Below are 26759 nucleotides of genomic sequence, written 5' to 3' on the forward strand. Positions count from 1 at the left end.
GGAACGGTGGTCCCGACGGCCTCGCAAAGACGGGAGGCTTACACCGTCGCGGCGCGTTACATCGCTCATGACTACGGTTACGCTCATCGGCACGCGGCTCGCGGACACGGGTCGCGAGTTCGTGTATCAGGGCGAATCGCCCGACTGCGAGGGGTGTCCCTACCGCGGGCAGTGTCTCAACCTCTCCGAGGGGACCCGGTATCGCGTGACCGGAATTCGCGAGAACGCACAGACGCTGGACTGTGCGGTCCACGACGCGGGCGTCCGCGCGGTCGAGGTCGAACCCGCACCCGTCCCCGCGAACGTCTTCTCGAAGCAGGCGTACGCCGGCGGGCGCGTGTCGCTCGCGGGGCCGTGCCCGCACACCGAGTGCCCGAGCCACGGCTACTGCGTCCCCGACGGTGCCGACTTCGACGAGGAGCGCGTGATCGATCAAGTGCTCGGCGAGCCGCCGCACGACGAGTGCGCGCTCGACAGGGAGCTGACGCTGGTGGAGTTCAGAGCGGAAGACGGGTGAACCGCAGTAAGCGGGCGGTCGTTTCTACAGCGACGTAATCGCGTTCAGCGTGATCCGGATCGCGCGCTCGACGTTGTCCTTCGCCTTCTCGGGCAGCTCGTCGTCCGAGTCCGCGCCCTTCTGGCTGCCCGCGACGAGGTTGCCGTCGACGGTACAGATCGCGCCAGCGCGAAGCCCCTTACGGCGGGCGAGCGCGAAGACGGTCGCCGCCTCCATCTCGATCGCGAGCAGGTTCGCGTCGTTCCAGTCCGCGACGTACTCGTCGCTCTCGTTGTAGAAGGCGTCGTCGGAGACGATCGGCCCGACGTGGATCTCCTCGTCGTTGTCCTCGGCGGCGTCGACGAGGCCGGTGAGTACGTCGTAGTCGGGGACGGCCGGGTAGTTCGCCGACTCGTAGCGCTTGCTCGTTCCCTCCTCCTTGGCCGCGCCCGTCGCGACGACCATGTCGCCGACCTCCATGTCGGCCTGCAGCGCGCCGCAGGTGCCGCACCGGACGAACGTCTCGACGCCGACGCGCGAGAGCTCCTCGACGGCGATGGCGGCCGACGGGCAGCCGATGCCGGTCGAACAGATCGTGAGGTCGACGCCCTCGTAGCTCGCGTTGACGACCTTGTACTCGCGGTTCTGCGCGACGACCTCGCTGTCGTCACAGAGGTCCGCGATCCGGTCGACGCGACCCGGGTCGCCGGGGATGACCGCGATCTCGTGGACGTCGCCCTCTTCTACCAGCAGGTGCGGCTGTTTCGCCATGTGCGCGGAGACAGCCGCCGCGCGCAAAAACGGACCGGTCGGCAGGCGAGATCGGACCCAACCTGACTGTTTGGTGTTTCTACAAACGAAACAAGGGGGTCAACGGCGACTCAGGGGACTGACGAGATCGTGAGAACGAAAATGGAGATTGAACTACCAGACTGGTTACTATTTGACGGCGAACCAGTCAGAACTGGGTGAAATCAGCGCTCAGAAAAGACAGCTGTCGCTCAGGAGAATGAGCTAACGCGGAGAGAACCGTTGGTCAGTCAGGTGGTTCGAACAGGCAGAACGCGACCAGCTCAATTAGCTCACCCGCAAGGATCGGCGGGTGTTCACCGAGATCGACATCCACCGCGTCCCGTAGGATGAAGTTCGCCATCCGCCAGACGTTGTACAGTAACGTTCCAATCACGAAGTACAGGAACCGAATCCGGTAATCCTTCGAGGCAGATGTCGGCAGGAAGTGCTTCTTGATGGTCTTGTACTCGTTCTCGATCTCCATCCGCTGACTGTACTGGCCGAGCAGCGCTTCCGCGCGGTGATGATCGACGTGCTCGTTGATCGTGAACACTGCGTACTTGTCCCCGTCCTTCTTCGACGGCGTGTACACGTACGTCATGTCGTGTTCACGACCGTCGAATGTCTGGGAACCATGCACGATTCGACTGTCGTACACCTCGTGCTCCTGAATCTCGTCAATATGGTCCTTGTCAACCTTCGCGCGCGCCGGCTTCCCGAGCACATACAACTGCTCGCGGCGGTCGATAACGTCGCGCGTTTCGAGGCTACTGAACCCCCGGTCAAGGAACACCTTGCTAATGTCCACGTGCCGGGACGCCTGCTCTAACAAACTCTCAACGATGTCAGCACGAGACGTTCGCTCAACATCCAATCCCATCTCTTTTTCCCACTTCCGCTGATCGCGTACCGGTTCCACACCGAGTACAATCGGCGTGTTCTCCGCGATGATCGTGATCGTGGCGAACTTGTACCCTCGCTCATCGCTATCCTTGAGCCCGGAAACCAAATCTGGGTGGTCAGGGTCCAACAACTTCTCTTTCCCATCGATGGTCACTTTGATGGGAGTCTTGTCGGGCTTGCGAGCCGTCTTCTCGGACATGAACGGCGAGGCATAGAAGTTCCACGCGGTGATGTCAATCGCCGCGTGAACCGGCTCAGTAAACCCAGCCTCGGCGTAGTCTTCATCGGTGAGCTCGTCCAGGATGTTCTCAACGCCAGCGTGGAACGGCTCCAGCACTTCGTCACGGATCCGCTTCCACTCTGGCTCCTGCTTCCCTGTCACGAATTCGTCGAACGTGAGCTGGGATTCGGGCTTAGCGACCTTCTTCATCGTGCGGTTATGCGAGGAACCGTGCGGCACGGTTTCCCGCTCGCTGAGTCGGGCGAACCGTCGTGAGGCGGTTGTAGTCCCAGCGCGGGACATGTTTAGGTAGCCCTGCCGCTCGAAGTACGCTTCCAACGGGTACTTCGCGTTACTGGCACGATCCGCGCTGAACTCACTGAATCCGAGGTCAGTCGCGCGCTTCACCGCATCCATAATCTCCGCTTCACTGACCTGGTCTTGCTTCACATCTTCCGGATCAAGCGCCGGCTCGTTCGTCCGGATAACATCCTGCTCGCTACACACCGTTCGAATGGCCGTAGCAGCGTCTCGTAGAAGTTTCCGCTCTTCCGGGTCGAATCGATTGCGTTTGTTGTGACTGATGATCTGCTGTGAGATCGGCCGGTCAAAACCGAGACGGAGATACACGTACGCAGCACCCCGCAATCGACGCGCAAGTTCCGACTGATTCAATTCACGCGCGTGCTTGTAGAGGAATAACCGCACCATAGGTTCCAGCTCAAACTTCGCACGCTCGGGCTCATCGTACCCACTGAACCATTCGTCACCGATTTCGATGTTCGTGATGACCCGAGTAATGTGGTCGTGGATGTGGCACAAGTCCTCCGTCTGCTCCTCAATAGAGTTCAGGATCTCATCGTGGTGACCCTGGTCGTCGGCAGTTGTCACCAAAACCACCACCGCAGAACACGCCCGTGCTCAGTAACACCGGCGTAAACAGGCATCCACGCGTGGCTCCCGAACCACATCCGGAACGAGACCGAACCGGAACGGGAACCGAGCATGACTTGCCTGAGAGATACTTTGAATCGAAGCATATTCTTGCGGGTGCGACTTCCGAATTTCCAAATTAACGTACGTACTACGGGGTTTAATCTGGGAGCCGTACAGTGAGGTTCGGAAACAATTGTTGTTCAAAACAAAGCAAGGTTTGATTCGCTGTTATCTTCGGTTCTAAGAGGATCCACGCGAAACGGTGCGGTGAATGCCGGAATCTGAGTCGATTAGTGATTTCCTTCAGAAACGAGGGGCACTCGGGGTTCTCACACTACTCTCAATGGAAGATGGACAACGCTTCAGTGACTTAGACAAGCAGCTCACAATCAGTTCATCAACGCTCACGCGTCGTCTCACTGAAGCTCGCGCTCTCGGTCTCATCGTTCCTGGAATGAATCCTGAAGAAACCAGTGTCAACAACGAGTACCGAATCACAACGCGGGGAAAGCGTGTGACGCGAAGAATGGAGAATCAGAGTCTCACTCATGCTGTTCAGACGATTCTCGATTACCAGCAGGACGTAGAAAACGAGCTGCCTGATTTACTCAACTGGGTCGAAGATCACAACGAGGAATTAGCACGGCTGGATGACCAGACTCCGTATCAAGATCCGTTTGGGGAGTCTGTGGTTGACCCTGGAGATGAACCGAAATACGATGATGAGTTCATGGTCAAGGAAGATCTCGGCAGAGTCGAACAATGGGGTACTGACCCGGACGAGGACGAGGACAATCCGGACCAGTAGTTTCCTTGGTAGTTAGGCTGGTCTGGCTCTGTTGAAATTCTTGAGAAATGATATGTTCTGCTTCGATTGCGGTCAATTCAGGGGACTCACGAATCGGTTAGTACAGGGAACTCACGGATCGCTCAGTAGAAGTCCTCAGTAGAGAAACTTGTTTATACTCTTCATGTTTACAGAAAATATGTTGAACAGAGAACCAACTTGGAACGAGAATCTTGGTTTCTTGTTAGTATCGTTCGCAATTGCGAGCGGTGCTGCGACACTTGTCCCCACGGCAGGACTCGGAGGCCTTCCCGGCGCGGTCGGTGTCATCATCGTATTTGTACTCACCTTTTTAGTTTGTATGCTGGCCATTGACCGGTTATTCCTCCGGGAGGAGTAACTACGTCGGGTACGGCTAATTCGCAAGCGCGATCTTGCGGGTGATTCAGCCGCGCAACCCCGGAAGTATCGACCGTAGATCGGTCAGTACAGGAGGTCTACTTTCCAATTGATTCACCACAGCATATCTGAACGAACGTGGACCTCCTCTATTCGATAAAGTGGCCACACGTATGAACCGCAGAATACCCGCCTATTAGTCCTGTTTCGCTTTCCGATAGCCGGGGAGCATCACAACAAACAGGAACACACCGATGAGAAGCCACCAAAATGGGTTTGTCGCCATTTCAGTCACCAACTCAAGAGGTCCTTCGCCCTGCGATAGCGAATAGACAATTCCGACGATAACCACACTTAGTATGAGCATCGAGCCGAGATAAAGTGCGTCTCTGAGATAGGAGTGAACCTCCATGTACACCATGAAGTTACTTGTCCTATTGTAAGTACTGTATGTATTTATTTTGAGAAATAACCGTCAATCCATACTACATTCGCACCTTTCAGCGACCGGCTGTTTCAGACAATAATGTGTCTGATGAATGGAATTTCAACAGAGCCGCTGGTCTCAGTTTCATTCTCGATTTCCGCTAAGTTGCGAGTCTGCCTCAGGACCACTCAGAGTGACTAGATTTCCCTCTTCAGCACAATCCGGGCAGAAAGGGAGATCGTCTGCGTTGCCGTCCCAATCAACGCAATCCCAGTCGAATGAGGCACCACATGCAGAACACCCCCAATCGTAGGCTCCAAATGTTTCCACAAGTTCGGGGAAATGATGCGCGAGTGTCGGTGTGAGACGCGCATCACGGTCCTCGTGCGCTTCTAGATACTCTTGGAGGTTCTGTCGGGCGTACTCATCAAACACCGGTAGCAAACCGTCATAGCCGGTATCTGAGTATGGTGTGTTGGCTTCACCGCAGCGATGCTTGAACGAACAGTAGTTACACTCCCAGTCTCTTTCCGGCGTGGCTGGTGGGAGCTCACCAGCCCGTTCATATTCTGTCTGCGTTCGCATCCAATCCACAACACGCTCCCAGAATTCCGGGTCGAACCTAACGTGGAACGCTTCGATGTCGAACGTCTTCCGACTCCCATATACAATCATCCCCTCGGTTATTGAGCGGTCATATTCCTTGTTGAGCGCGTACAGATACGCGTGTAACTGTGCGCGGTGATGTGGCTTAGGATTGGAGAGATGATCGAGTGATGTCGTGGTTTTGATTTCCGTCACGAACAGCGGATCTGCATCAGCGTTCACGATCGCAGGGTCAGTTGACCCGCGTACTTGGAGTTCCGTTCCACTGACAGCAAGCTCAGCATCGATCCAGAGTGAGTTCGCAACGTATGTGTTTGCAGTCGTTATGTCTTGGAGAAATGGGACGATGAGCTGTACTTCGAACTCTGACCCGATCCAGAACAAGCCCTCTGGTTGTGAGCCTTCCCGCGGTGCATTCTTTCGCGCATAACTGGCTCTTCGATGGCACTGCAAGAGTTTGCTTGGCGTATGCTGCTCTGGGTTTTTGGGTGGAGATGGGCCATTGAAATACGCCTTCCCTTCGAGAATGTTGTTCTGGAATTGCTGTTCGCTGTACCACTCGTTGAACTCCCGGTTCGTGATCCGATCACGAACTACTGAGTGGACATCGGATTCAGAACTCGGTGGTGGAGATTCCGTTTCAGGAGGTTTGTCTCCGGATGGGTCGCTCATCACAATCGAGGAGAGAATATGGGGAACAAAAGGGAGCCGTGTGTCGTTTCCGAATAATCCATTGTACGAATGCGGTTAAACGTAGAATTATGCTCGCGTCCGGTAGACTCTCGCCTTTGTGTTCCCTTCAGCGGTGATGAGATTGTAGTGCTCTAACTTCGAGAGGTAGTTCCGAACCATGCGTTTTGTCTTCGGATCCGCTGCCCTGTTGCAGTACGCGTTATAGAGTTTTTGCGGGGCGATTTCACCGGTCTCGGTGATGATATCGTACAGGATTTTCTGGTGGGTTGTGAGACGATCTACGGTTCGTTGCTTGATTTCCGATTTCGCTTCCGGAGTCTCTTCCTGAATGATGTCTGCCGTAATCTCGTCAACAGGCGATTCCTTCGCTTTCCGGGCAGCTCGGCGAAGGATACCGATTGCGACACGAGCGTCTCCGCCAGCATTCGCCGCGATCAACTCCAGACAAGACGTGTCGATACTACCGTCGGTGAGTCCCCATCTGACGCGGTCGCTGAGAATAGCAACGAGTTCCATCTCGTGGTATGAGCGAAACCGAATCCGTTCACAGTCGGTGAGACGGCTATTTAGCCGCTCATCCATCGATACAAAGAACCCATCCTCATCGTTGCAGATGAGGATCATCGTGAGATGCGGGATTCGGTACAGGTCGTACAGCAGTGACTTGTCCTCCAGTTGGTCTACTTCATCGAGAATCACGACGTACGGCGTGTCATTGCTCTCCTTGAGACGTTCAAGAAGGACGTCTTTCGGCGTGGACTGCCGGTGAACATCGACAGTCCGGCCAATACCATCCAGCAGCCTATACAAGGTTTTGAAGCGACTGTGATCCTCCCAGCAGTTCACGTACTGGTAATTCAGGTTGACCACTTCCTCACGAAGTTGTTCGACTAAGAACTGTGCTATGCAGGTTTTCCCCGCTCCGGATGGCCCATGGAGGAGTGCCGGGTCAGCTCGCTCTCCTTGAGTAATAGGGTTGAGAACGCTAGAGAGGTAGTTGACTTCGGCATCACGGTGCTGGACCTCTCGTGGTATGAATTCCGGCTGGAGCACGCGTGCATCGGTGATCATGGCACGGGCGTCGACAGATGCCAGGAGAAATAAATGGAAGGGTGTAATTTCCGAATCTTCCGAATATGGGGTTCTCACCGGTAGTGGATTTGTTCAACTTCGGGTAGTCACCGTTCTAAACGTCGAATTACAGGGTAGAAATGCGACTTTTTATATTAGTGCATCTATCTTTTCACCAAACAGTAATGCCGCCAGTACCGGACAGTATCCCAAAAACGGATCAGGATCTCATTCAACAATTACTGGATCAAAAGCCAGCGGAATTCACCGATCTCACCCTTACACAATACGAAGCATTTGAGGACGGAGTTCTCGATGAAGGGAATAATCTCCTAATTGCCGAAACTGGGAACGGGAAGACGTTCGTCGCGGAGGCAGTCACAAAGAAAGCCCTTCAGAACGGGAATAAGGTTGCATACTTGGTCCCCTCCGTTGCCCTTGTCGGAGAAAAACATGAGAAGATCGGTGCATGGACACCTGAGAGTGCTACAGTAAACCGCGGCCACGGCTACAATGAAGCTGATGTTGTCGTAGCGACGTTCGAATCATTCTTTGAGGCAGTGGTTCGTGGATACGCGAAACGCTTCGATACGGTGATTCTGGATGATTTCCATGAGATCTACAGCACCCACCGAGGTGCGAATATCGAGAAGGGGATTAGCGCCTCTTTGGATCAGGGCATGGAGATTCTCGGGATTTCTGCAACAGTCGGTAATCCGCACACGGTCGCCCGGTGGCTTGATGCTGACCTTACGATTAGCAGCGAAGATCGAGCTGTTCCAATCTTAGAAGAGCCGGTTGAGAAAACCAGTGGGAGTTACGCTGAACAAATCACACGTCTCATCCGTTCGAACCGGGACAAAGGCCCTTACCTCGTGTTCAATGATACAAAGAAGAACGCGGAAGCACGAGCGCGTGGCTTAGCGGAGGAGATTTCCTTTGATACAGGATCGGACGTGGACTTCCGTGCAGACGTGAAAAAGCAAGTAACGACCGAATTGACCGATACGCACACCGAATTGATCTCATTGTTACGGAAGGGGATCGCATATCACCACGCTGGGCTTGAAAGCGGGTTGAAGGACCTGATCGAAGAATACACCGAGCAAGGTGTCGTTAAGTGTGTTTTCTGCACGACAACCCTGAGTTACGGATTTGACTCTCCGGTACAATCTGTCGTCATCGCGGACTTGAAGCGCTGGACTGGAGATTTCATCGGTGTCTACGAGTATGTGCAGTGGGTTGGACGGGCAGGGCGTGATTCTGAGGAATACGACCAAGCATACGCATTCCTCATGCACGGTGATGATTCTGCCTTCGAGAAGTACCAGTTTGATACTCGGGTGGAAGAGAAAGACTTGGAAGATGTCACATCTCACTTGGCAGGGGACGTAGCTCTCCGCTGGCTAGTGCTGGAGCTCGTGAACTACGGCTGGGAAACAGATGCCGAGGTTCTTGACTTCGTACAGTCAACATTGTTCTGGTCAGAGAACGTTGAGCAGATCCCGCAGCACGTCCGTGATGACTTCGAACTACAGCCGGGCGGTAAGATTGTCGATGAGGTCAAAAAGACACTCTCATGGCTTGCTCGGCGCGGGTTACTGAAGAAACCAGTTGGACAACCGCAGACAGACGAGACGCTCTACACCGCAACTGACCTCGGGAATGCACTTGTTGAGTACGAACACAGCAACTGGTTTGATGATAGTGTTCAGAGCGTTCTTGAACTGGCAGAATGGCTCCACGAGCAAGGTGACGCCCTGACTCCCGAAAAACTAGTTGAGCGACTTGCTGATGAATACTATCACTGTAATGAAGGATACACGTTAACTGAGCAAGGCCCGCTCGGGGAAAAGATGAGCCTTCACGATTTGTCGGGTAGTGAAGGGACAACTGCGATGATGGTGTGTTGGATCTGGTGTACCGGTGTGTCGATTACAGACATGGAAGATCTTCTCGGTGGGGATGATTTGTCTAGCTTCCCGAACACAGCTTCAAACTTGAGTGCTGCAGTTGAAAGTGTCCGGTTGCTGTACGATCCGTTCGATATGCCTTCGGAGCCGGATTGGATGGAGGTGTTAGCAGCTCAGATCGGTGAAGGAATCCCTGGCCCAGACATGTACCTCGTGAATAATGTCGATTACTTCGGCCGGGTGGTGTACAACAACCTCAGAGATCGGTTGAATGGGATGGGTTCAGGTGGGAATTGGGACCCTGGCCAAGATCATTTCGTCATTGAACGCCTGTCAAAACTCCTCGCAGACCGGAACGAAGACCTGTTCCGTGACGCCGTGAAATCCGCTGACGAAATCGGACCGGAAATCAGTAAGAATATCCTCTCAAGTGTTAGAGAGTGGGATCCCGAAAACAACGAGATGGTCGAAGTCCCGTTCGCTGAGTCCGTTCGCAATCGAGGCGGGTCTGATGAACTTACCAAATATCATGAGACTGTGACGGAAGGACAGAATCAATCCACAAACGAGTCGGGATCAACATCGTCTGATTCGAAGAGTCAAATGACGACACTCGATGACTTCTAGCAGCAATACAAGTCCGGTGGACGTGTGATACGTACGACGGGGATTTGATTCGTTTTCCAGAGATTTATACGCCAATTGTGAATACGGAATAGCATGACCTCTCCGGCAGACCTTCACGATACCCTCCAAACCATTGACGAGCGAGTTTCTGATGATATGAGCGAGCGGGATGTTGAAAATGTCTTTCTGGAAACCGGGTTCTATGACGTCCTCGGGTACGAAGGGACAGGAACTGACATCCGGAGTGAATTCACTCTCCCAGACAACCGGCGACCAGACTACATTACACTCGATACCAACGAGTCTGTCGCGGGTGTCTATGAATTCAAGAAACCGAGCCGTGATCTGTCCGGCCACGAAGACCAACTCTTCCATTACGTAGATGAACTCCGAGCAAACTACGGTGTTCTGACTAACGGAGTAGAGATTCGTGTCTACACCGCTGACAGAGAGTACGTCATTCCAGCGAAATCGCTGACAGCAGTTACTGACACCGAAGCCCGGGATCTATTCAGCACAATTCGAAAACGCGAATTTGATCTCACCAACCCTGACCACGTGAACCAGTTCCTGAGTGAACTGGACCCGATTCCCCTTGATCAAAACGCGGAACTCGGTCAAGAGCACTTCTTCGACACGTTCCGGTTAGAGCAGGGAAGCCCATTCGCTGATCTCGTATCGGGCATGATGGATCTGCTCCAAGAACTCCGGGATGACCGCGAGGCGAAATTCGTCAAAGGAGCGTACGATTTCTGGGAGGCAACATACGCGAGTGAACCCGAGGAAATACCGAGCTCATGGGAGCCGTTCATTAACGGTGACCAGTCACTCCGGGACTTCATGTTCTGCATTGAAAGCGGACATGCGCTCCTTGCTCGGTTGCTCCTAGCGAAGGCAACTGAAGACCACGACTTCTTCGACGGCACCGGGTACAACGGGATGGACGACTACTTCCGCGGGCTCCAAGGCTTCGGTACGGACATCAACTTAGACGCATTCCCCGTCGCAGCGAACAACCTTATCGACGACATGCAGGACCAGCTCGTCGAAGGATTGTTCCAAGACGATATCTTCGTCTGGTGGACTGACGGATACACTGAGCAACTCTCACGTGGTCACCAGAGCGGCGCGAACCAGTTCGAAGCAGTTGCCCGCGGCACCGGCGACGTCGAACGAATCAGCGAATCCACACGCGATCGATTCAGCCGAGCCGTTGCAGAAGTATTCTTCAACGTCCTCCGATTCGACTTCAGCGACGTCGAAGGAGACCTTCTCGGCGATCTCTACCAACGATACTTTGATCCGGAAACCCGGAAAGCGCTGGGAGAGTTCTACACGCCACAGCCCGTCATCGATTACATCATGGACGGCGTGGGGTACGATCGCGGTGTCTCGAACAAACGACTGATTGACCCATCATGCGGTTCCGGGACTTTCCTCGTGGAAGGTATTGAACGGTATCTCGATGACGTAGAACGATACAATACCGATCCGGACTGGGAAGAGCACTTACGAGACCTGTGTACCCGTCCACGTATTGTCGGGCTGGATATTCACCCGTTCGCGGTACTGATGGCGCAAATCCGTTTTGTCGTCGCAATTCTACCCGCGTACCAGAAGGCGAAGCAAGAGAATCCGGATTTCACGATTCGTCGCCTCCCGATCTACCGGACAGACACTCTCCGCAACGAACGGGAGCTAACCGGTGTTGACCTCGGCGATGACAACAGTCGTCAGCTGACGTTTGACGCGATGACCGAAGATGAACAGGACGTCCGCATCCCCGTCCCACTTCCTCTCGAAGTAGATGAGAGCGAGGTCTCTGAAACAGAGGATGGATTCTTGGTCCGACGTGTCCGAATGCCGTTGTTCGACACGATTCGATTGGAGACGAGTGTGTCGAACTTTGGAGAGTACTTCGCCGCGCTACAGGGCGTTCTGGACACAGTCAAAGACCACATGGCGCTCGCTGAGGAGTTCGGTAGTGACTTCGACTGGACGTACCAGAGCGGACTTGAAGACCGGATCAATCGCTACACACAGCAAGACTACTCCGGTGTAGAGGACTTCTTCGCCCCGTATGTGGACGATATGTTGGAGAACGTCCGTTATCTCAAGGAAGAGCACAACGACGGGCGGTTGTTCAAAATGTTCGAGGACACGGTCCTCGCGCTCGTTGTAAAGAACTACATGGAGTATGACTACGTCGTCGGAAATCCACCGTACGTTCGCACGCAAAACCTCCCGGACAGGCAGAAGGAGATGATGGAGCAATTGTACGACTCCACGACCGGGAACTACGACATTTACTGCCCGTTCTACGAGCGTGGATTGGACTGGCTGCGTGAGGATACTGGGAAACTCGGGTATATCACGCCGAACCAGTTCATGGTCACAGACTACGGTGAAGGGCTGCGACACGTATTGTTGGAGGAGTCCAACATCGAGGAGGTCTACGATTTCCGAGACTCCGGCGTGTTTGAGGACGCAAAAAATTACCCGGCGATCGTCATCCTCGAAGATGAACCTGATCAGAGCGCACGTGAGGCGAATGAAATTCGGTGTGTCCGGGTGAAGGGAGATACGCAGGCACCGACGAATCGAGACTTGGACACAGCTATTCTTGACTCCGTTCGGAAACACCGCGGTGAGCCGGGGTACGAAGACGAGTTCATCAACGTATTCGACTACCCGCAGGGTGACTTGACCGACGGGTACTGGTCGTTGATGCCCCCTGAGGAGCTCGAAATCATCCACAAGATGGAGGAAGCGGGTAACGCGACTGTGGGTGACGTGACGGATTCCGTCTTCGCAGGAACGCAAACAAGCGCTAACGATGTGTTCCTTGTAACCCCCGTAGACGCTGACCGCATCTCTGCCAGCGACGCGGGCGACACGGTAACGGTCATCCCAAAAGGTGAGGACCGTGAGTATGAGATTGAGACGGATACACTCCGTCCGTGGCTTCAAGGCCGAGATATCAACCGGTGGCGTGGGGACTGGTCTGGTGAACACGCCATCGTTCCGTACACGCTGGACCAAGATGACGATGGGGAGGTAACATCAAACCTGATCGACCAGGAGCGCTTAGAGACCGAATTGCCGCTGACATGGAAATACCTGACTGCTCACCGTGATACTCTGGAGAGCCGGGAAGGTGGTCGATTCGAGGGACGTGGCGATTGGTACGGGTTCGGGTATCCAAAAAGCATGACGCGATTCGATGACCCGAAGCTCATCTGTCCGGAAATTGCGGCTGAAGCGACGTTCATGCTTGACGACATCGGAACGTGGTATTTCAAAGCCGCGTACGGTGTTCAGCTGGAGGATGAATTCAAAGAGCGGACGGACACGTTTGCTGCGCTGATGAACTCGAATGCGCTGGACTTCTACCTGAAGCACTACACGACACTGAAAGTTGACGGGTACTACAAGTACACCACGAACTACTTGACCCCACTCCCGGTCGCGTGGGGTGACGATGAAGTTCGTGAGGATATTCGAGAGCTCATCACCACGATCACGACCGCCTTAGATACGAATAGCAAGACAGCACGGTTCCCGGAAGCGTATCTTGGTGAGTTCGAGGGTGAGTTGGACTATATCACGTATGAGTGGCAGACACGCCGATACCCTGTGAATGCAAAGGTGGCGGAGACGGATGATGGCGAGTTTTCCGTACAGGCCGGGCGATCTGACGAGATTACGGATGCAGCGATGTACGCAGAGGAAGGTGAAATGAGACGCCGTCGGGCAGAATATGTGCTTGAAGCTGTCGATGGACGGAATGTAAAGAGCGGTGAGACGACCACGATTCCGATTCCTCGGGAAGGCAGTGGTGTCGATGAATTACTGGAAACACTGAGGTCGGACGAGGCTACTGTAAACGAGATTGACGTGGCTGAGTTAGAAGAACAGGTGAACGAGACTGTATACGACATCTACGGTATCACCGCGGAAGAACAGGCCGTAATTGAAGAGTACTTAGAATCGTTCCGAGTCTACTGAGAATCTGGTTTTGGCGATATACCCTTCAACCGTACTCTCATCCGAGATAACCGATCTTCTACCCCTCACATCCACCTCGGCAGATATGATGACGAGTTCCATCAAGAAGGAGGCTTTTCAACTCAACCATTGGTCGCTGCTCACCACACGCATCGCACCTCCCTTCTTCAATAACGACCCACTCCTCCATACGAAGATCAATATCAACAGCAGCGTATTCCGGATCAGGATTCTCCTTTGAATCCACCTGTGGTGGATTTGGACCGTCCCGATCTGAACGCGGTGATTCCTGAACGTATGCGTTGAACGTGTACTGCCAGTCACAATCCCGGCAGCGTAGAAGTTGAGCAAAGGACTTCCACTTTTCAACGACCTCCTCTGAACCACACTCTGGACAGCCCCAACTACACTTCACCCAATCGTCCATGTTGTGTTCAAATCATTGAGGGCTGATACATATCGCGTCTGTATTGACCGTGGTCACAGCAACATGTGGCCATTACAGGGGTCAACAAAATCTGGAATTTAGGTGATTACGCACTCTCACCGATTTCTGATTCAAAAAGCAAATCTACCACCGACTTATCGAACTCACCGACATCACCTTCTCCGATTGCTTCCAGAGTGTCTCTATCATAGTACTTCATAACCGATTCCCGTAAGGCACCAGTTCGTTGCCCTTCGTCTGGCTCAACTACTTTAGCTACCGGCTCTATCAGGTTTGTTGCGATGAATTCTGCAACGTTATCTGAAATCTCAAGACGTGTCTCTACTCCATAATCCTCGGTGCGTTCAAGCACATAATCGTCGCCAACACCCTCCAGAGCCTCTCTAGCTCTTTCGTATATTTCCTGGCCCTGTTCAAGGGCAAATGCCACGATCGCATCGTAGAACGATTCTGCGAAATCAACGCTCACTTGACGTCGGATTAACCCCCAGTGAATGAACTTCATGATGACTGCAATCCCGGATGACCCGAGGATGCTTCGAGCGCGAACTAGGAATTGATTGTGGACGTATCGTGTGGTGCGCCACGCGATCCAATAGTCGAACGGGTACTTTGCGAGAACAACTTCGACCAGCAGGATGAGTAGGCTGTAATAGAAGTCACGTCGTAAGGGTTCTGTGAGCTCGTCGGAGTTAACGATCGCTTCGCACGCTTGATAGAAATTTAGTGTAGCTGCGATCAGCGACTTCAACAGAAATGCACGGCGAGAAGCAGCAAGGATATGCTCACGAGGCAGATCCATATTGTACGCTTCCTCAACCTGTTCTAAGACACTGAACACTAACTCTACATCGGTGTTAGCGAGTCTGGGTCCGTAATTCAAACTGTGTTCGAGTGCATCTGGCGATGACGTATCGTACAGGTCTACGAGGGGTTTCCCGGTTGAAACGACGTTTTGGGAAATAGAAGACAAGACATCTTCTTCCGAATCTTCTAATTGGTCACGGTCAGTGACACCCTGCTGGTAATCAAGTAAGATCCGAACCACAACGGCAAAATCATCTTCCTCAAATTTCCGTAACCACAACCCGTCCATCTTTGACGATTGCTGGCCGGATACAGCTGATGACAGTAGCAACGGGGCTGTCGCACCGACAGCTGTAGAGCGAAGGAAGTCTCTGCGTTCCATGAGTTTTCATTTTACTGTAGTATTAAAATGATTAGCAAATATCCCACGCCCTTTTGAGATTGGGTTGGCCACTGACTGCTATGCGTCGAAATAGCGGAGCGGTCAATTATGCAGGAGGAATGGCCACCTCTCGTGTCGGTCTCGTTAACATGTACATCTACGGGGGTTCGGTCCTGAGTCTGTTAACATTCGTTCTTGGATTGGCTGCCAGTGGGAGTGTAAGCACCGCGATGAACGTGGTGCTTGATTTTTATATTGCGCGGCTTGTCCCATGGCCTTTCGATGAGCTACTTCTTGCTGAGACGATCTTTGAGTTGATTCTCTCTCATGGGGTCACGATCTCAGTTGGGTTGCTATTTGCCACCGCAAAATGGTGGACAAACGCCTGATTAGAGTCCCGTTCTGAAGTTCAGGTGAGGAATGCGGCGCTGGCTGGGTACTGTGAAGACACTGTGACTTTCTGTATGAATTAGGACACGACCATCGTTAGAAGCAGAATCACCGCTTTTGGTTCGGTATCGGCGTCAAGTCATGTCAGCGAAATACTGATTTGTAGAAATCCAAACTGCGAAGTTGGGTCGGAGGCCGAGATACATTTCATATCGCGGTATTTGATTTATCACGCGGATCGAGCCGACTTTGGGGACCGCGCCGCTGGCTCACTTCGTCGCCGTACCGTCCGGTTTATCGCCGCTCACGGTCGAGTATCCGGCATGGACGACTCGAACCCGGACGACGCGGCTGACGGGCTCCCACTCATTTCGCTGCTCGGGGCCGTGGTGACCAGTTTCGTGCTCGTGACGCCTGTGTCGGCGCTGCTGCTCGGCTTCAACTGGACGCAAGCTGTATTGATCGGCGGGTTTGGAAGCGTTATCGCTGCGATGTCGGCGAACCTCACGGCGCGGCGGGCGGACGACGGTGACGCGGAGTGATCGGCAGTCAAAATTATTGACCAACTGTCAATCGACACCTGCACGCGGGTATCACACCTGAGAGCCCGGACGGAGGCTTTTATACCTGTCCGGTGTCGACATCCCACAATGCGATTTACACACGACCGTCGGGGCCAGTCGGTCGTGGTCGGGACGGTGATTCTGTTCGGGTTTCTGCTTTTGGCGCTTTCGTTGTATCAGGTGCAGGTCGTTCCGACTGAGAACGCTAATGTCGAGTTCGAGCACAGTCAAGCCGTCGAAGGCGACGTGACCGAGCTCCGTAACGCGATCACGACCGCTGGGACCGTTGGGGATGGCCGTGTAACGACGGTTCGACTCGGGACTAGATATCCACAGCGGACGTTCTTTGTGAACCCACCGCCGGTGACTGGCGAGCTCCGGACGACTGAACAGCGACAGATACGGATCGAGAACGCGGATGTCACGACGTCCGGCAACGCCGGCAAGTTTTGGGATGCACAGACGACTGACGATACGATCGAGTTCGACACGCGCTCGCTCAGATACGGTGCGGACTACCGCGAACTCCAAGACGGCCCCAATTTGGTGTACGAACATTCGGCTGTGGCAGCTGAATACCGTCAAACAGCGCTACTACGAACCGGACAGACGCTCGTTCGTGAGCCATCTGGAGACTCCAGTGCTGGCCGCGTGACAATTCCGCTGCTTGATGGTGAACTCTCAGAGAACGGCTTGGAACGCCAGAGCGTTGACATCGAGTCGATTTCCGCAAGTCAGCGCACTGTATCTCTTGAACCGGCTGCTGGAGCTGAGTCGATCGAACTTGTTCTCCCAACTGCTGTTCGAGGTGAAGATCGTCTCGACCGACTCGCGACTGAATGGAACGAGACGCTCGAAAGTGGGACCGCTGAAGTCGAAGGAGACGATGCAGTTCGGTTGACGATAACCGGTGAGTCACACCGGCTTCGCCTCGGAAAGATTGGTGTCGGAAGCGGAACGACAGCCGAAGACGAGTCAGACGGCTATATCACGGAAGTCTCCACCGGCGGTGGGGTTGCGGTTGCTGAGGTCCGTGATCGGTTCAATAACCCTGTCGAGGACGCGACGGTCGAGGTACGTGTCGACGGGAGTCTTGAGGAGACGCTCCGTACCGACGGAAACGGTCGTGTCGAGTACATTCCCGACGGACGGCCAGCCGTCGGAATGCGGATCAACGATGGGGATCAAGACTGGGAAACGATCACTTTTGATTCCGGTACCGTCGGAAGTGGCGGGGGTAGCGGGGACGATATCAACCCCAGCGGGGACTCGGACGTCGTTTTGAACGACATCGGCGTACGCCAGCCCGGCCAGCGGACTGTCGACCTACAGTTCCGGAACGACGCTGACGAGGACCGCGAGTTCCAGGAGGTGGAGTTCACGCTGTACTACGACCCACAGGGAGACACACAGGAGTCGTTCACCCGCGGTCCGGACGGTACAGGTCAGGGGGTAACACTTCGGGACGGGTTTGTGGAGCTTGAAGAACCGTTTGTGATTCCAGCGGGAGGAACGGCGACATTCACGATTAGGTTCGGTAATAACGCTCAGGGCGATCTGCTCGGATTGAGTTTCCGTGACGATCTGAACCGTCAGGCGCTGTACCTCGCTGGGATCGAGGGAGAGATCGCTGAGGAGGATAACAACGGCGGCGACGGAGATAACAGCGGTAGCACCGAGGCAAGTCAAGTAAATTACGTTGATGGAAGCGGGTCTGCAGCCCGAGCCGGAGGAGAAGAACGTGTCGACCTGGATGTCAGAAATACTGGCAGTTCTGATGTCGTTATTACTGCTATTGAGATCAATTCAGATGCTGGTAATCTACGAACTCTATTTGAGACAAGGGGTGGATCAGGTGTCGGACAACACGAGGTGTACATCAGCTCGTCAATTCCCGGTCTGCTCGAGCAAGGTGGCTCCGCAGGGGCCGGTAACGAAGGGAATGAAGCATACCAACTTGGGACTCAGGAGCCATTAACCGAACAAGCGACATTAGCCGCCGGTGAACAAGCTCAAATCACGCTATTAGAGTTCAGAAACAGCGGAGGTCAGACAGCCAGTGCCGCGGATAGCCAGGTCACGATGACACTGTATTTCCAAGACGGAAGTTCGATATCATTCACATTCACACCACCCGGCTACGGGGATAATTAAGAAATTCCACAATCGACGTAACCGACCATCGACAAAACCATATGCCAGCCCCATGAACGACCGTGTATGACCGAAGTCGGCATCGACGCCGTCGAAATCTGGACCGGAAAGCTCAAACTCGATTTGCCGGGGACGTTCGCTCCGGAGAAGGGCGACGACCCGGAGAAGTACACGAAGGGGCTCGGACTCAACAACTCCTCGTTCCCGGACGTGTACGAGGACATCGTCACGATGGGCGCGAACGCCGCGAAGGGGCTGATGGACCGCAAGGGACTCGCCCCCGAGGACATCGGCCGGATCGACGTCGCCACCGAGTCGGCGTTCGACCACTCCAAGCCCGCCTCGACGTACATCGCCGGCTGCCTCGAACAGGTGTACGACGGCGACTTCACCCACACCAACAAGGGCGAGCGCAAGTTCGCCTGCCTCGCCGGCACGCAGGCAATCGACGACGCCTACAACTGGATCCGCGCCGGGCGGAACCGCGACCGCGCGGCGCTCGTCATCGCGACCGACACCGCGCTGTACGCCCGAGGCGACCCCGGCGAGGCGACCCAGGGCGCGGGTGCCGTCGCGATGTTGATCGACGAAGACCCCTCCATCGTCTCGATCTCGATGGATCAGGGGTACGGCTCGAAAGACGAGACGGACTTCCTGAAGCCGAACCAGCAGTTCCCGAGCGTCGACGGCAAGCGGTCCGTACAGGTGTACCTCTCCCGGATGCGTGAGGCCCTCGAAGACTACGAGTCCGTCACGGACGACATCGAACTCGACGACTTCGTGTACGCCCCGTTCCACACCCCGTTCCCCGGGATGGTCCGGAAGGCGGCGCTTCTCGCCTACCGACACGTCATCCGCGACTCGTCGTACGAGGACGATCTCGCCGGAGAGATCGGCCGTCAGCCCCGTGAGGCCGACTTCGATGACCGCGAGGCGTACGAGGAAGCCATCCGCGACTACATGGACGCACTGAAAACGACCGAGCAGTACCAGACGTGGTACGACACCGTCGTGGAGCCGACGCTCGGCCTCTCGCGGGAGGTCGGCAACTGGTACACCAGCTCGGTTCACATCGCCCGCGTGAGCGCGCTACGGGACGCGTTGACCCGCGACCGGTCGTTCGTCGGCGACACGCTGCTCGTCGCCTCCTACGGCTCCGGCGCGCAGGCGGAGATCCACGCCGAGGAGATCCGCGAGGGGTGGCGCGCCGAGATCGAGGGACTCGACATCGACGACCAGCTCGCGGCCCGCTACGACCTCACGTGGGACGAGTACGAGGACGTCCACGACGTCCACGAGTACGACATGGACGTCGAACGCGAGATCGAGGAGTTCACGCATCCGGACGGGGAGTTCGTCTTCACCGGCTGGGGCCGGATGAACGAGCGGAAGTACGAGTACGTCGAGTAGCGCTCCGTTCTGCGGTATCGATCCGCGTCGCGCGAGTGGCCAACTGTGGCTCCGAGGCGGCGCTCATCTGACCGCGTTCCCCGTGAAAACCGGTCACACGACGCTTCTCGAATACGATGGGTTTAAACGACGTTAGGCTGAAAATCACTGCAATGGTAACCATCTACGACGTGCCGGCCGAGGCCCTCATCGAGGAGGTCGCCGCACGACTCGAAGACCGGATCGAAGAGCCCGAGTGGGTCGAGTTCGCCAAGAGCGGCGCCGGTAAGGAGCTTCCGCCCGAGCAGGACGACTTCTGGTACGTCCGCTCCGCGAGTCTGCTCCGCAAGGTCGCCCAGAACGAGCCGATCGGCATCGAGCGTCTCGCCACCGAGTACGGCTCGAAGAAGCGCGGCTCGAACCGCTACTCCGTCCGTCCGGGCGAGCACGAGGGCGGCTCCCGCAAGCTCATCCGCGCGTCGCTGCAGGCGCTCGAAGAGGACGGACTCGTGATGACTGCCGCCGGCGAGGGTCGTCGGCTCTCCGACGACGGCGAAGCGTTCCTCTCGGAAGTCGCCGCTGACGTCCTCGAAGACCTCGACCGGCCGGAACTCGAACGCTACGCGTAGATCGCTGGTTCGTCTTTTGTCAGTCGCGCTCGCTTCCGAGCCGCGGCTCTCGTGGTTCGTATTTCCCGTATCTCGCCAACAGCCGGTCGTTCAGCGGTTCTGTTCCGTGGATGCACTCGGTAGTGATCGGCCCGAGATCGTGGGTATACACTAAATAGCGCTATACGAAATTGACTGAGTGGCCGATCGGATACGGTTTGCGGTCATGGCTGCGATCGAAACGCCGGAGCGCCGGCTGGCGGCCGTAGTCGACAGGAAAACAGCGTTCAGGCAGGCGTCAGACGAGTCGGCTCGGTCTGACGGGCGAGTTAGCTATCCCGCGTTCGAGCTATCGCGTTCGAGCTACCCGGTATTCTTCATCCCGGCGGCGATGCCGTTGACCGTGAGTCGGAGGGTCCGCTCCTCCTCCTCGGTGCGGTGCGTGCGACCGAGCAGGTTCGCTTGGAGCAGATTCAGCGGGTCGACGTAGGGGTTCCGGCGGTCGAGGCTCTCGACGAGCCACTCGCGGCGGAGCAGTTGGTCTCGACCGCTGATCGCGAGGATCAACTCGCGACCGCGCTCGTACTCGCCGATAAGCTCGGGGAAGAAGCGCTCTCGGAGCTCGTCGGCGGCGAGGTCGGCGTACTCGGCGGCGATCTCCGGTTCGGTCCGGGAGAGCGCGAGCGCGGCGTTGTCGAGCGTCGTCCGGAAGAACGGCCACTCTTGGTACATCTCGCGGAGGGTCTCAAGGCCCTCTTCTTCGTCGACCTCGTCGAGATACGCGTCGATGCCGGAGGCGAGCGAGTACCAACCGGGGAGGATGAGCCGCGTCTGCGTCCACGAGAACACCCACGGGATGGCGCGCAGGTCCTCGACGGTTCGCTCACCCGAACGGGACGCCGGGCGCGAGCCGAGGTTGAGGTCCTCGACGACGGAGATCGGCGTCGCCTGCCCGAAGTAGGAGACGAACCCGTCGGTGTTCAGCAGGTCGCGGTACGTCTTCCGGGCGGCCGGGGCCATCGTCTCCATCGCGTCGACCCACTTGTCTGGCACCTCCTCGGTGGGCTCCTCCTTGGCCTCGTGGCGGGCGCGGATCTGCGCGTCGAGCATCTGTTCGAGCTCGCGCTCGGCGATCTGGGGATTGGCGTACTTCTCGGCGATCGCTTCGCCCTGCTCCGTGAACTTCACCTGGCCGGTGACGGTCTCGTTCGGCAGCGCGAGCAGGGCCTCGTTCATCGGGCCGCCGCCCCGCGAGATGGAGCCGCCGCGCCCGTGGAACAGCCGGAGGGTGACCTCCTCCTCGCGACAGAACTGTGCAATGCGACGCTGATTCTCGTAGAGGTCCCAGTTCGCGGCGAGGAAGCCGTTCTCCTTGTTCGAGTCGGAGTAGCCGAGCATGACTTCCTGAATCGACCCGCGGGTTTCGAGGGCGGTCGCGTACGCCTCGTTGTCGAACAGCGTCCCGAGGATGCGCTCGGCCCCGTTGAGCGCGGACTCGGTCTCCAGCAGGGGAACGACGTCGAGGCCGCAGTGGTCCGGCAGCGAGACGGCGCCGACCTGGTCGGCTAAAAAGAGCACTTCGAGCACGTGGCTCGGCTCCTCGGTCATCGAGATGCAGTAGGTGTCGATCGCCTGCTGACCGTACTCGTTCTGCCACTCGGCGAGTTCGTTGAACCGTTCGAGCACGCGTTCCGTCGTCTCGGAGACGTCTCCGGGCTCGTCGACGTCGATGACGGGATCGTCTTGGAGAATGGCCTCGCTGAGGAACTCCTCGCGGGCGGGCTCGTCCATTTCGCGGTAGTCGACGCCCTCCGTCGCGGCCGCCTCGGCGACGGCCTCGGTGTGGTTCTCGCGGTGGTCGCGGAGGTCGAGCGACGCCAGCGTGAAACCGAACGTGTCCACCTGCCGCCGAAGCGGCTCGACGAACGACTCGTGGACGGCGTCCTGTCCGTCCGCGACGAGCGACTCGGCGATCACGCTGAGGTCGTCGAGGAACGCCGCCGAGTCGGGGTACTCCCCGGGTCGGACGTCGTCGACGCGGTCGAGCCGCTCGCGCATCAGGCGGAGCTTCTGGCGGTACGGCTCGTCGGGATATCGCTCGCGGGCTTCCTCAACTACGGTCGGGAAGCGCTCGGTGTCCGCCGCGAGCGACTCGGCGAGCGCGTCGTCGATCGCGTACCGCTCGCCGTCCTGGCTCAGCACGGCCGAGAGTCGCTTACACTGATCACGGTACTTCTCGATGGCGACCTCGCGCTGCCGTTCGAGCGTCTCGTCGGTCACCTCGGGCGTGACGAAGGGGTTGCCGTCGCGGTCGGAGCCCGCCCACGAGCGGAACTCGAACAGCTTCGGGCAGTCCACGTCGTCGTACTCGTTGGAAATCGTCTCCTCGAACTCCTCGTAGGCGTCGCCGACGACGTCGAACAGCGTGTTCTCGAGGTACCACCCGACGTTTCGCGCCTCGTCCTCCGGCTCCGGGCGGCGCTGGCGGACCTGTCGCGTGCCCCACAGGCTCGTCACCTCGGCGGTGACGTCGCGCCAGATCGCGTTTCGCTCGCGCCCGGTGAGGTTGCGTTCGTCGAGCTCCTGAAGGTGGTTGGCGATCGATCGGAGCTTCGCTTTCACCGTCGCTCGGCGCGCCTCCGTCGGGTGCGCGGTGAACGTGGGCTCGATGAGGACGTCCGCGAGGAGCTCCTCCAGTTCTTCCGGCCCGAGCCCTTGTTCGGCGAACTCGGCGATCGTCGCGTCGAACGAGTCGTGGAGGGCCTCCCCGTCGTCGGCGTTCCGGATGGACCGCACGCGCTCGCGCTCCTCGGCGAGGTTGATCAGCTCGAAGTACGTGGTGAACGCGCGGGCGACGATTCCCTCGCGGGTCGTCGATAGCTCGTCGACCGCCTCACGGAGATCGTCTCGACTCGATGCGTTCCCGCGCCGGTAGCTGATCGCCGCGTTTCGGAGGTGTTCCACCGTCTCGTACGCCTCTGTCGAGGCCTGTGCGGCGAGCACGTCTCCCACGAGCGCGCCCAGCTCCCGGACGTCCGTCCGCACGTTTCGATTGTGCAACTCCATACCACAGATACAGCCGGGGGGATCGGTTAAAACCGATGTCTGAACGAATGTTTGCCTCAGTTTCGAGTGAATATCTTGATCGATCGTGCTCACTAGGGATCGGTTGTGATACTAATGCTCCGCTCGCCGTTCACGAGGGGGTTGCCGTCGAGACCTCGCTGCGTCGTAACTGGGCCGCTCGGGCGGACCCGTTCTCGCTCGGGGGGAGGGTTCGCCACCCTTTTTACTGGTCCATCCCGAACGACGCGTATGAGTAAGTCCGACAAGTATCCGGCCGAATCCGGACGACGGCGTTTCGTCAAGGGCGTCGTCGGCGGCGCGGCCCTCGCGGGGGTCGGCGCGATGGGATCGGCGACGGTGAACACCCTGACGACATCCGGCGGCGTCGGCGGCGGGGCGACTGTCGCGACGACCATCGCGCACACCGGCGGCCCGGCACCGCGCGGGCTCCCCCAGATCCCGCTTCGTATCACGGACGAGGGATACATCGAGGGAATCTGGCCCGAGACCACGACGATCACCCAAGAGGGCCAAGAGATCGAGGTCGCCCAGGAGGACCTCGGCGGCCGCACCTACGCCGGCGAGTGGTTCCAGTACTGCGGCGTCGAATCCCAGGAGAACATCCAGCCGAACTTCGAGTCGGACAACCTGTTCCGGTCGGTGACGGGTTCATACGAGTGGCAGGACGAGACGTACGACGCGGGCGACCGAATTCACGTGGACGACTTCGACGACTACGACACGTGGGGCAACGGCCTCGGTACCGACGGCGTCGGCAAGCCGGCGGCGGTTACCTGGCGCTCCGAGGACGCCGACTCCGACCTGAACGCGGTCGTCATCCGCTCCGAGCAGATCGAGCAGGCGGCTGAAGAGGACGAGTGGATCGCGGCGTCGACCGATCAGGGATTCCTCGCGTACCTGAACGTCTGTACGCACTTCTGTTGTATTCCCGGCTACAAACAGCTCGAGGAGGCCGCCCGGTACGACGCCGCGGACGGCTCCTACTGCGTCTGTCACCAGTCGGTGTACGACCCGTTCACCCTCGAAGAGTCGCTGTTCATCGCCCGGCCCCGGCCCGACTAGCGGAGTGGCGGGGGAGCCGTGTTCGCACGCGCCGCTCGACGTCGCGGTGCGGTTCGACGCCGCGCTTTTGTTAACACCGCACGTACGTCGGTTCATGAGCGACGATCCTGCCGACGCCACAGCGACCAGCGACGACTCGTTCAGCGCCGAACTCGACCGGGCTCGCGACCTCCTCGACGGCGAGGGGATCGAGGCGGTCCACGTCGGTGTCGTCCGCGACGGCGAGATCGACACGACGTTCGCTCAGCGGAGCGGCGACGGCCCCGAAAGCGAGGGACTCCGCGCGCTCGCCCTGCTCTCGGCGCACGTCAGGCTGGTCGCGAACGAGGCGGGCGTCGAGGCCTCCACCGTCGCCGGCGACGCGGCGACGCTCGCGGGGCAGGTCGAGCAGATCCCCGCGAGCACCGACGACCTCCCGGAGGAGTAGCGGCTCGTCGGTCCCCGTCCGGATTGAGGACCGCGCTCGCTTGAGACCCGGTTCGCTTGAGACCCGGTTCGCTTGAGACCCGCTCTTTTGGGGCTCTACTCTCCCGATGACGCCGTCCCTTCGCCGTCCTCGCTCTTCCGGATTCGGGAGAGCTGGTGAGCGATGCCAGCCACCGCGACGAGGAGTATCGCGAGGTTGAACGCCGCCAGCGCCAGCGGCTGGTACGCGGGGTCGAGCCACGTCCGAATCGCGGTGCCGGTCTGGCTGTAGAAGCTCCAGCCAGCGATCAGCGCGAGCAGGACGAGCGCGCCGAGCGCGATCCGATCGAGGAGGCCGCGGAGATACGAGGTGGTGAACCGATCGAACCGACTCGACTCCGCGTCGGTGGGCTCGGTGTCACCGGGGGCGTCGCGGGACTCGGACGCGGGGTCGCTCGTGGTCGATTCACGTTCCGTCTCGGGGTCGGTGGCGATGTCGCTCATTGTGCTCGCGGGGGGAGTGTCGTCTGTCGGGCGGCTGTCGTCGGTCGTTCCATTCTCACCGTTTTCGTCGCTCATCGTCGCCTCCGCGCGTACAGCGCCGCGCCGAGTAACGAGATCAGCGCAACGACGACGCCAAATCCGGGCGCCTGGTCGTCGACCGCGTCGGGCCTGTCGCCGGCGTCTGCGGCGTCGTCGCGGACCGCCGTGTCGTCGCTCGCGAAGTCCTCGACCGCGAACTCGACGTCTTGGACCGTTTCGTCGGCGCTGATCGTCTCCCGCGGATTCAGGTTGGCGACGCCCTGCGTCTCGTCGATTCGAACGTCGTCGTCGAACAGCGCGGCGTCGACGTAGTAGTTGTAGTTCGCGGGCACCTCGACGGTCGTCGTCACCGTGCTGGTCCGACCGGGGCGCACGGCGCCGACGGTCTCGCGCGCCTCGTCGGCGATCACGTTGGACTCGGCCTGGCGCACCAGCACGCGGAGATCGACGTCGTCGGAGACGTCGTCACCGCGGTTCGTGACCGAGACGGAGACGGAGAGGGCCGCGCTCGTGTTATCGGCGTCAGCGACGCTGACCGCGACGGTCGGCCAGACGCTCCCCTGATCGAACGCCACGGGCGAGTCGGCGTACTCGGGCGTGAGCGCCGCGACGCCGCCGACCCGAGTCGTCTGGCTCGTCCGGCGCTCGCCGTCGACGAACACGACGGTCTCGATCCGGTAGCTCCCGGCGCGCTCGACGTCGACGCTGCCGGTGACGGTCCGCTCGCCCTCGGCGTCGACGTTTCCGACGTCGACCGTCGTCTCGTCGACGAGCAGGCCGGAGTCGGCGCCGATCGCGCGGTGGCGAACCGTGACGTTCTCGACGGTCGATCCGCGGTGCTGGAGGTCGAGTCCGAGGACCAGCTCCGCGGTCTCGCCGCGCACCTCGCCCGGCGAGACGACCGTGTCGGCGATGCGAATCTCGCCCGGCCGCTCGTCGCCCTCTCGGGGATCGACGAGCGCGTCCGGCGCGGCGACGACGCCGACGGCGCTGACGAGAAGCACCGCGGCCGCCGCCGCGAGGAGGGTCGTTCGCGTGTCCAT

21 protein-coding genes are annotated in these 26759 nt (G+C 57.9%); 11 read left to right on the top strand and 10 right to left on the bottom strand.

What is annotated here, in order from left to right:
* Positions 1–67 precede the first annotated feature (67 nt).
* Entirely contained in the window at positions 68–517 is a 450-nt protein-coding gene (locus ACNSN4_RS10825) for a UPF0179 family protein (RefSeq protein ID WP_418285825.1), read from the top strand.
* 24 nt (positions 518–541) lie between these two features.
* Here ACNSN4_RS10825 and ACNSN4_RS10830 read toward each other — a convergent pair whose 3' ends face one another.
* Together ACNSN4_RS10830 and ACNSN4_RS10835 are read right to left on the bottom strand one after the other, a co-directional pair.
* Positions 542–1267, bottom strand: a complete 726-nt coding sequence (locus ACNSN4_RS10830) for a guanosine phosphorylase (RefSeq protein WP_418285826.1) — start codon at positions 1265–1267, stop codon at positions 542–544.
* A 265-nt stretch (positions 1268–1532) separates the two neighbouring features.
* Positions 1533–3302: a transposase gene (locus ACNSN4_RS10835; protein ID WP_418285827.1), complete on the bottom strand. Its 1770-nt coding sequence runs from the start codon at positions 3300–3302 to the stop codon at positions 1533–1535.
* Between the two features lie 316 nt (positions 3303–3618).
* On the opposite strand from ACNSN4_RS10835, the gene ACNSN4_RS10840 reads away from it, so the two are divergent.
* Both ACNSN4_RS10840 and ACNSN4_RS10845 read left to right on the top strand, forming a co-directional pair.
* Entirely contained in the window at positions 3619–4155 is a 537-nt protein-coding gene (locus tag ACNSN4_RS10840) for a winged helix-turn-helix transcriptional regulator (protein WP_418285828.1), read from the top strand.
* Positions 4156–4333: 178 nt separating this feature from the next.
* Entirely contained in the window at positions 4334–4534 is a 201-nt protein-coding gene (locus tag ACNSN4_RS10845) for a hypothetical protein (RefSeq protein ID WP_418285829.1), read from the top strand.
* Positions 4535–4729: 195 nt separating this feature from the next.
* On the opposite strand, the gene ACNSN4_RS10850 is transcribed toward ACNSN4_RS10845, so the two are convergent.
* The 3 genes from ACNSN4_RS10850 to ACNSN4_RS10860 all read right to left on the bottom strand — a co-directional run bounded on the left by ACNSN4_RS10850 (position 4730) and on the right by ACNSN4_RS10860 (position 7330).
* A complete protein-coding gene (locus ACNSN4_RS10850; RefSeq protein WP_418285830.1) occupies positions 4730–4945 on the bottom strand; it encodes a hypothetical protein in 216 nt (71 codons plus the stop codon).
* A 159-nt stretch (positions 4946–5104) separates the two neighbouring features.
* Entirely contained in the window at positions 5105–6238 is a 1134-nt protein-coding gene (locus tag ACNSN4_RS10855) for a CRISPR-associated protein Cas4 (protein ID WP_418285831.1), read from the bottom strand.
* Between the two features lie 87 nt (positions 6239–6325).
* A complete protein-coding gene (locus ACNSN4_RS10860) occupies positions 6326–7330 on the bottom strand; it encodes a Cdc6/Cdc18 family protein (protein ID WP_418285832.1) in 1005 nt (334 codons plus the stop codon).
* 185 nt (positions 7331–7515) lie between these two features.
* On the opposite strand from ACNSN4_RS10860, the gene ACNSN4_RS10865 reads away from it, so the two are divergent.
* Positions 7516–9870, top strand: a complete 2355-nt coding sequence (locus ACNSN4_RS10865) for a DEAD/DEAH box helicase (protein WP_418285833.1) — start codon at positions 7516–7518, stop codon at positions 9868–9870.
* A 93-nt stretch (positions 9871–9963) separates the two neighbouring features.
* A complete protein-coding gene (locus ACNSN4_RS10870; RefSeq protein ID WP_418285834.1) occupies positions 9964–13878 on the top strand; it encodes an Eco57I restriction-modification methylase domain-containing protein in 3915 nt (1304 codons plus the stop codon).
* Between the two features lie 58 nt (positions 13879–13936).
* Here the strand turns inward: ACNSN4_RS10870 and ACNSN4_RS10875 are convergent, their stop codons facing one another.
* Complete coding sequence (locus ACNSN4_RS10875; RefSeq protein ID WP_418285835.1) at positions 13937–14305, bottom strand: hypothetical protein; 369 nt, start codon at positions 14303–14305, stop codon at positions 13937–13939.
* Between the two features lie 106 nt (positions 14306–14411).
* Positions 14412–15515, bottom strand: a complete 1104-nt coding sequence (locus ACNSN4_RS10880; protein WP_418285836.1) for a hypothetical protein — start codon at positions 15513–15515, stop codon at positions 14412–14414.
* A 713-nt stretch (positions 15516–16228) separates the two neighbouring features.
* Between ACNSN4_RS10880 and ACNSN4_RS10885 the strand changes: the two genes are divergently transcribed.
* From ACNSN4_RS10885 to ACNSN4_RS10900, 4 genes are all read left to right on the top strand, one after another.
* On the top strand, positions 16229–16447 hold the full coding sequence (locus ACNSN4_RS10885; protein WP_418285837.1) for a hypothetical protein: 219 nt from the start codon (positions 16229–16231) through the stop codon (positions 16445–16447).
* Positions 16448–16555: 108 nt separating this feature from the next.
* On the top strand, positions 16556–18622 hold the full coding sequence (locus tag ACNSN4_RS10890; protein WP_418285838.1) for a hypothetical protein: 2067 nt from the start codon (positions 16556–16558) through the stop codon (positions 18620–18622).
* Between the two features lie 66 nt (positions 18623–18688).
* Positions 18689–20032, top strand: a complete 1344-nt coding sequence (hmgB, locus tag ACNSN4_RS10895) for a hydroxymethylglutaryl-CoA synthase (RefSeq protein ID WP_418285839.1) — start codon at positions 18689–18691, stop codon at positions 20030–20032.
* Between the two features lie 152 nt (positions 20033–20184).
* On the top strand, positions 20185–20640 hold the full coding sequence (locus tag ACNSN4_RS10900; RefSeq protein WP_418285840.1) for a 30S ribosomal protein S19e: 456 nt from the start codon (positions 20185–20187) through the stop codon (positions 20638–20640).
* 342 nt (positions 20641–20982) lie between these two features.
* Here ACNSN4_RS10900 and ppc read toward each other — a convergent pair whose 3' ends face one another.
* Positions 20983–23685, bottom strand: coding sequence for a phosphoenolpyruvate carboxylase (gene ppc / locus ACNSN4_RS10905; protein ID WP_418285841.1), 2703 nt, complete (start codon positions 23683–23685; stop codon positions 20983–20985).
* A gap of 249 nt (positions 23686–23934) precedes the next feature.
* Here ppc and ACNSN4_RS10910 point away from each other — a divergent pair, with 249 nt between their 5' ends.
* Together ACNSN4_RS10910 and ACNSN4_RS10915 are read left to right on the top strand one after the other, a co-directional pair.
* Entirely contained in the window at positions 23935–24768 is an 834-nt protein-coding gene (locus ACNSN4_RS10910) for a ubiquinol-cytochrome c reductase iron-sulfur subunit (protein ID WP_418285842.1), read from the top strand.
* A 94-nt stretch (positions 24769–24862) separates the two neighbouring features.
* Positions 24863–25195, top strand: a complete 333-nt coding sequence (locus ACNSN4_RS10915) for a DUF8113 family protein (RefSeq protein WP_418285843.1) — start codon at positions 24863–24865, stop codon at positions 25193–25195.
* A 95-nt stretch (positions 25196–25290) separates the two neighbouring features.
* On the opposite strand, the gene ACNSN4_RS10920 is transcribed toward ACNSN4_RS10915, so the two are convergent.
* Entirely contained in the window at positions 25291–25752 is a 462-nt protein-coding gene (locus ACNSN4_RS10920; protein ID WP_418285844.1) for a DUF8060 family membrane protein, read from the bottom strand.
* Positions 25749–26759: a DUF7490 domain-containing protein gene (locus ACNSN4_RS10925; RefSeq protein ID WP_418285845.1), complete on the bottom strand. Its 1011-nt coding sequence runs from the start codon at positions 26757–26759 to the stop codon at positions 25749–25751. Before ACNSN4_RS10925 ends, ACNSN4_RS10920 begins: the two co-directional genes overlap by 4 nt.

Source organism: Halorubrum marinum, from assembly GCF_048381195.1.
Lineage (GTDB): Archaea > Halobacteriota > Halobacteria > Halobacteriales > Haloferacaceae > Halorubrum.

Excerpts from the sequence above, each read along its gene's own strand:
- ACNSN4_RS10825 (WP_418285825.1), top strand. The coding sequence starts at position 68 with ATGACTACGGTTACGCTCATCGGCACGCGGCTCGCGGACACGGGTCGC.
- ACNSN4_RS10830 (WP_418285826.1), bottom strand. The coding sequence starts at position 1,267 with ATGGCGAAACAGCCGCACCTGCTGGTAGAAGAGGGCGACGTCCACGAG.
- ACNSN4_RS10840 (WP_418285828.1), top strand. The coding sequence starts at position 3,619 with ATGCCGGAATCTGAGTCGATTAGTGATTTCCTTCAGAAACGAGGGGCA.
- ACNSN4_RS10845 (WP_418285829.1), top strand. The coding sequence starts at position 4,334 with ATGTTGAACAGAGAACCAACTTGGAACGAGAATCTTGGTTTCTTGTTA.
- ACNSN4_RS10850 (WP_418285830.1), bottom strand. The coding sequence starts at position 4,945 with ATGGAGGTTCACTCCTATCTCAGAGACGCACTTTATCTCGGCTCGATG.
- ACNSN4_RS10855 (WP_418285831.1), bottom strand. The coding sequence starts at position 6,238 with ATGAGCGACCCATCCGGAGACAAACCTCCTGAAACGGAATCTCCACCA.
- ACNSN4_RS10860 (WP_418285832.1), bottom strand. The coding sequence starts at position 7,330 with ATGATCACCGATGCACGCGTGCTCCAGCCGGAATTCATACCACGAGAG.
- ACNSN4_RS10865 (WP_418285833.1), top strand. The coding sequence starts at position 7,516 with ATGCCGCCAGTACCGGACAGTATCCCAAAAACGGATCAGGATCTCATT.
- ACNSN4_RS10870 (WP_418285834.1), top strand. The coding sequence starts at position 9,964 with ATGACCTCTCCGGCAGACCTTCACGATACCCTCCAAACCATTGACGAG.
- ACNSN4_RS10875 (WP_418285835.1), bottom strand. The coding sequence starts at position 14,305 with ATGGACGATTGGGTGAAGTGTAGTTGGGGCTGTCCAGAGTGTGGTTCA.
- ACNSN4_RS10880 (WP_418285836.1), bottom strand. The coding sequence starts at position 15,515 with ATGGAACGCAGAGACTTCCTTCGCTCTACAGCTGTCGGTGCGACAGCC.
- ACNSN4_RS10885 (WP_418285837.1), top strand. The coding sequence starts at position 16,229 with ATGGACGACTCGAACCCGGACGACGCGGCTGACGGGCTCCCACTCATT.
- ACNSN4_RS10890 (WP_418285838.1), top strand. The coding sequence starts at position 16,556 with ATGCGATTTACACACGACCGTCGGGGCCAGTCGGTCGTGGTCGGGACG.
- hmgB (WP_418285839.1), top strand. The coding sequence starts at position 18,689 with ATGACCGAAGTCGGCATCGACGCCGTCGAAATCTGGACCGGAAAGCTC.
- ACNSN4_RS10900 (WP_418285840.1), top strand. The coding sequence starts at position 20,185 with ATGGTAACCATCTACGACGTGCCGGCCGAGGCCCTCATCGAGGAGGTC.
- ppc (WP_418285841.1), bottom strand. The coding sequence starts at position 23,685 with ATGGAGTTGCACAATCGAAACGTGCGGACGGACGTCCGGGAGCTGGGC.
- ACNSN4_RS10910 (WP_418285842.1), top strand. The coding sequence starts at position 23,935 with ATGAGTAAGTCCGACAAGTATCCGGCCGAATCCGGACGACGGCGTTTC.
- ACNSN4_RS10915 (WP_418285843.1), top strand. The coding sequence starts at position 24,863 with ATGAGCGACGATCCTGCCGACGCCACAGCGACCAGCGACGACTCGTTC.
- ACNSN4_RS10920 (WP_418285844.1), bottom strand. The coding sequence starts at position 25,752 with ATGAGCGACGAAAACGGTGAGAATGGAACGACCGACGACAGCCGCCCG.
- ACNSN4_RS10925 (WP_418285845.1), bottom strand. The coding sequence starts at position 26,759 with ATGGACACGCGAACGACCCTCCTCGCGGCGGCGGCCGCGGTGCTTCTC.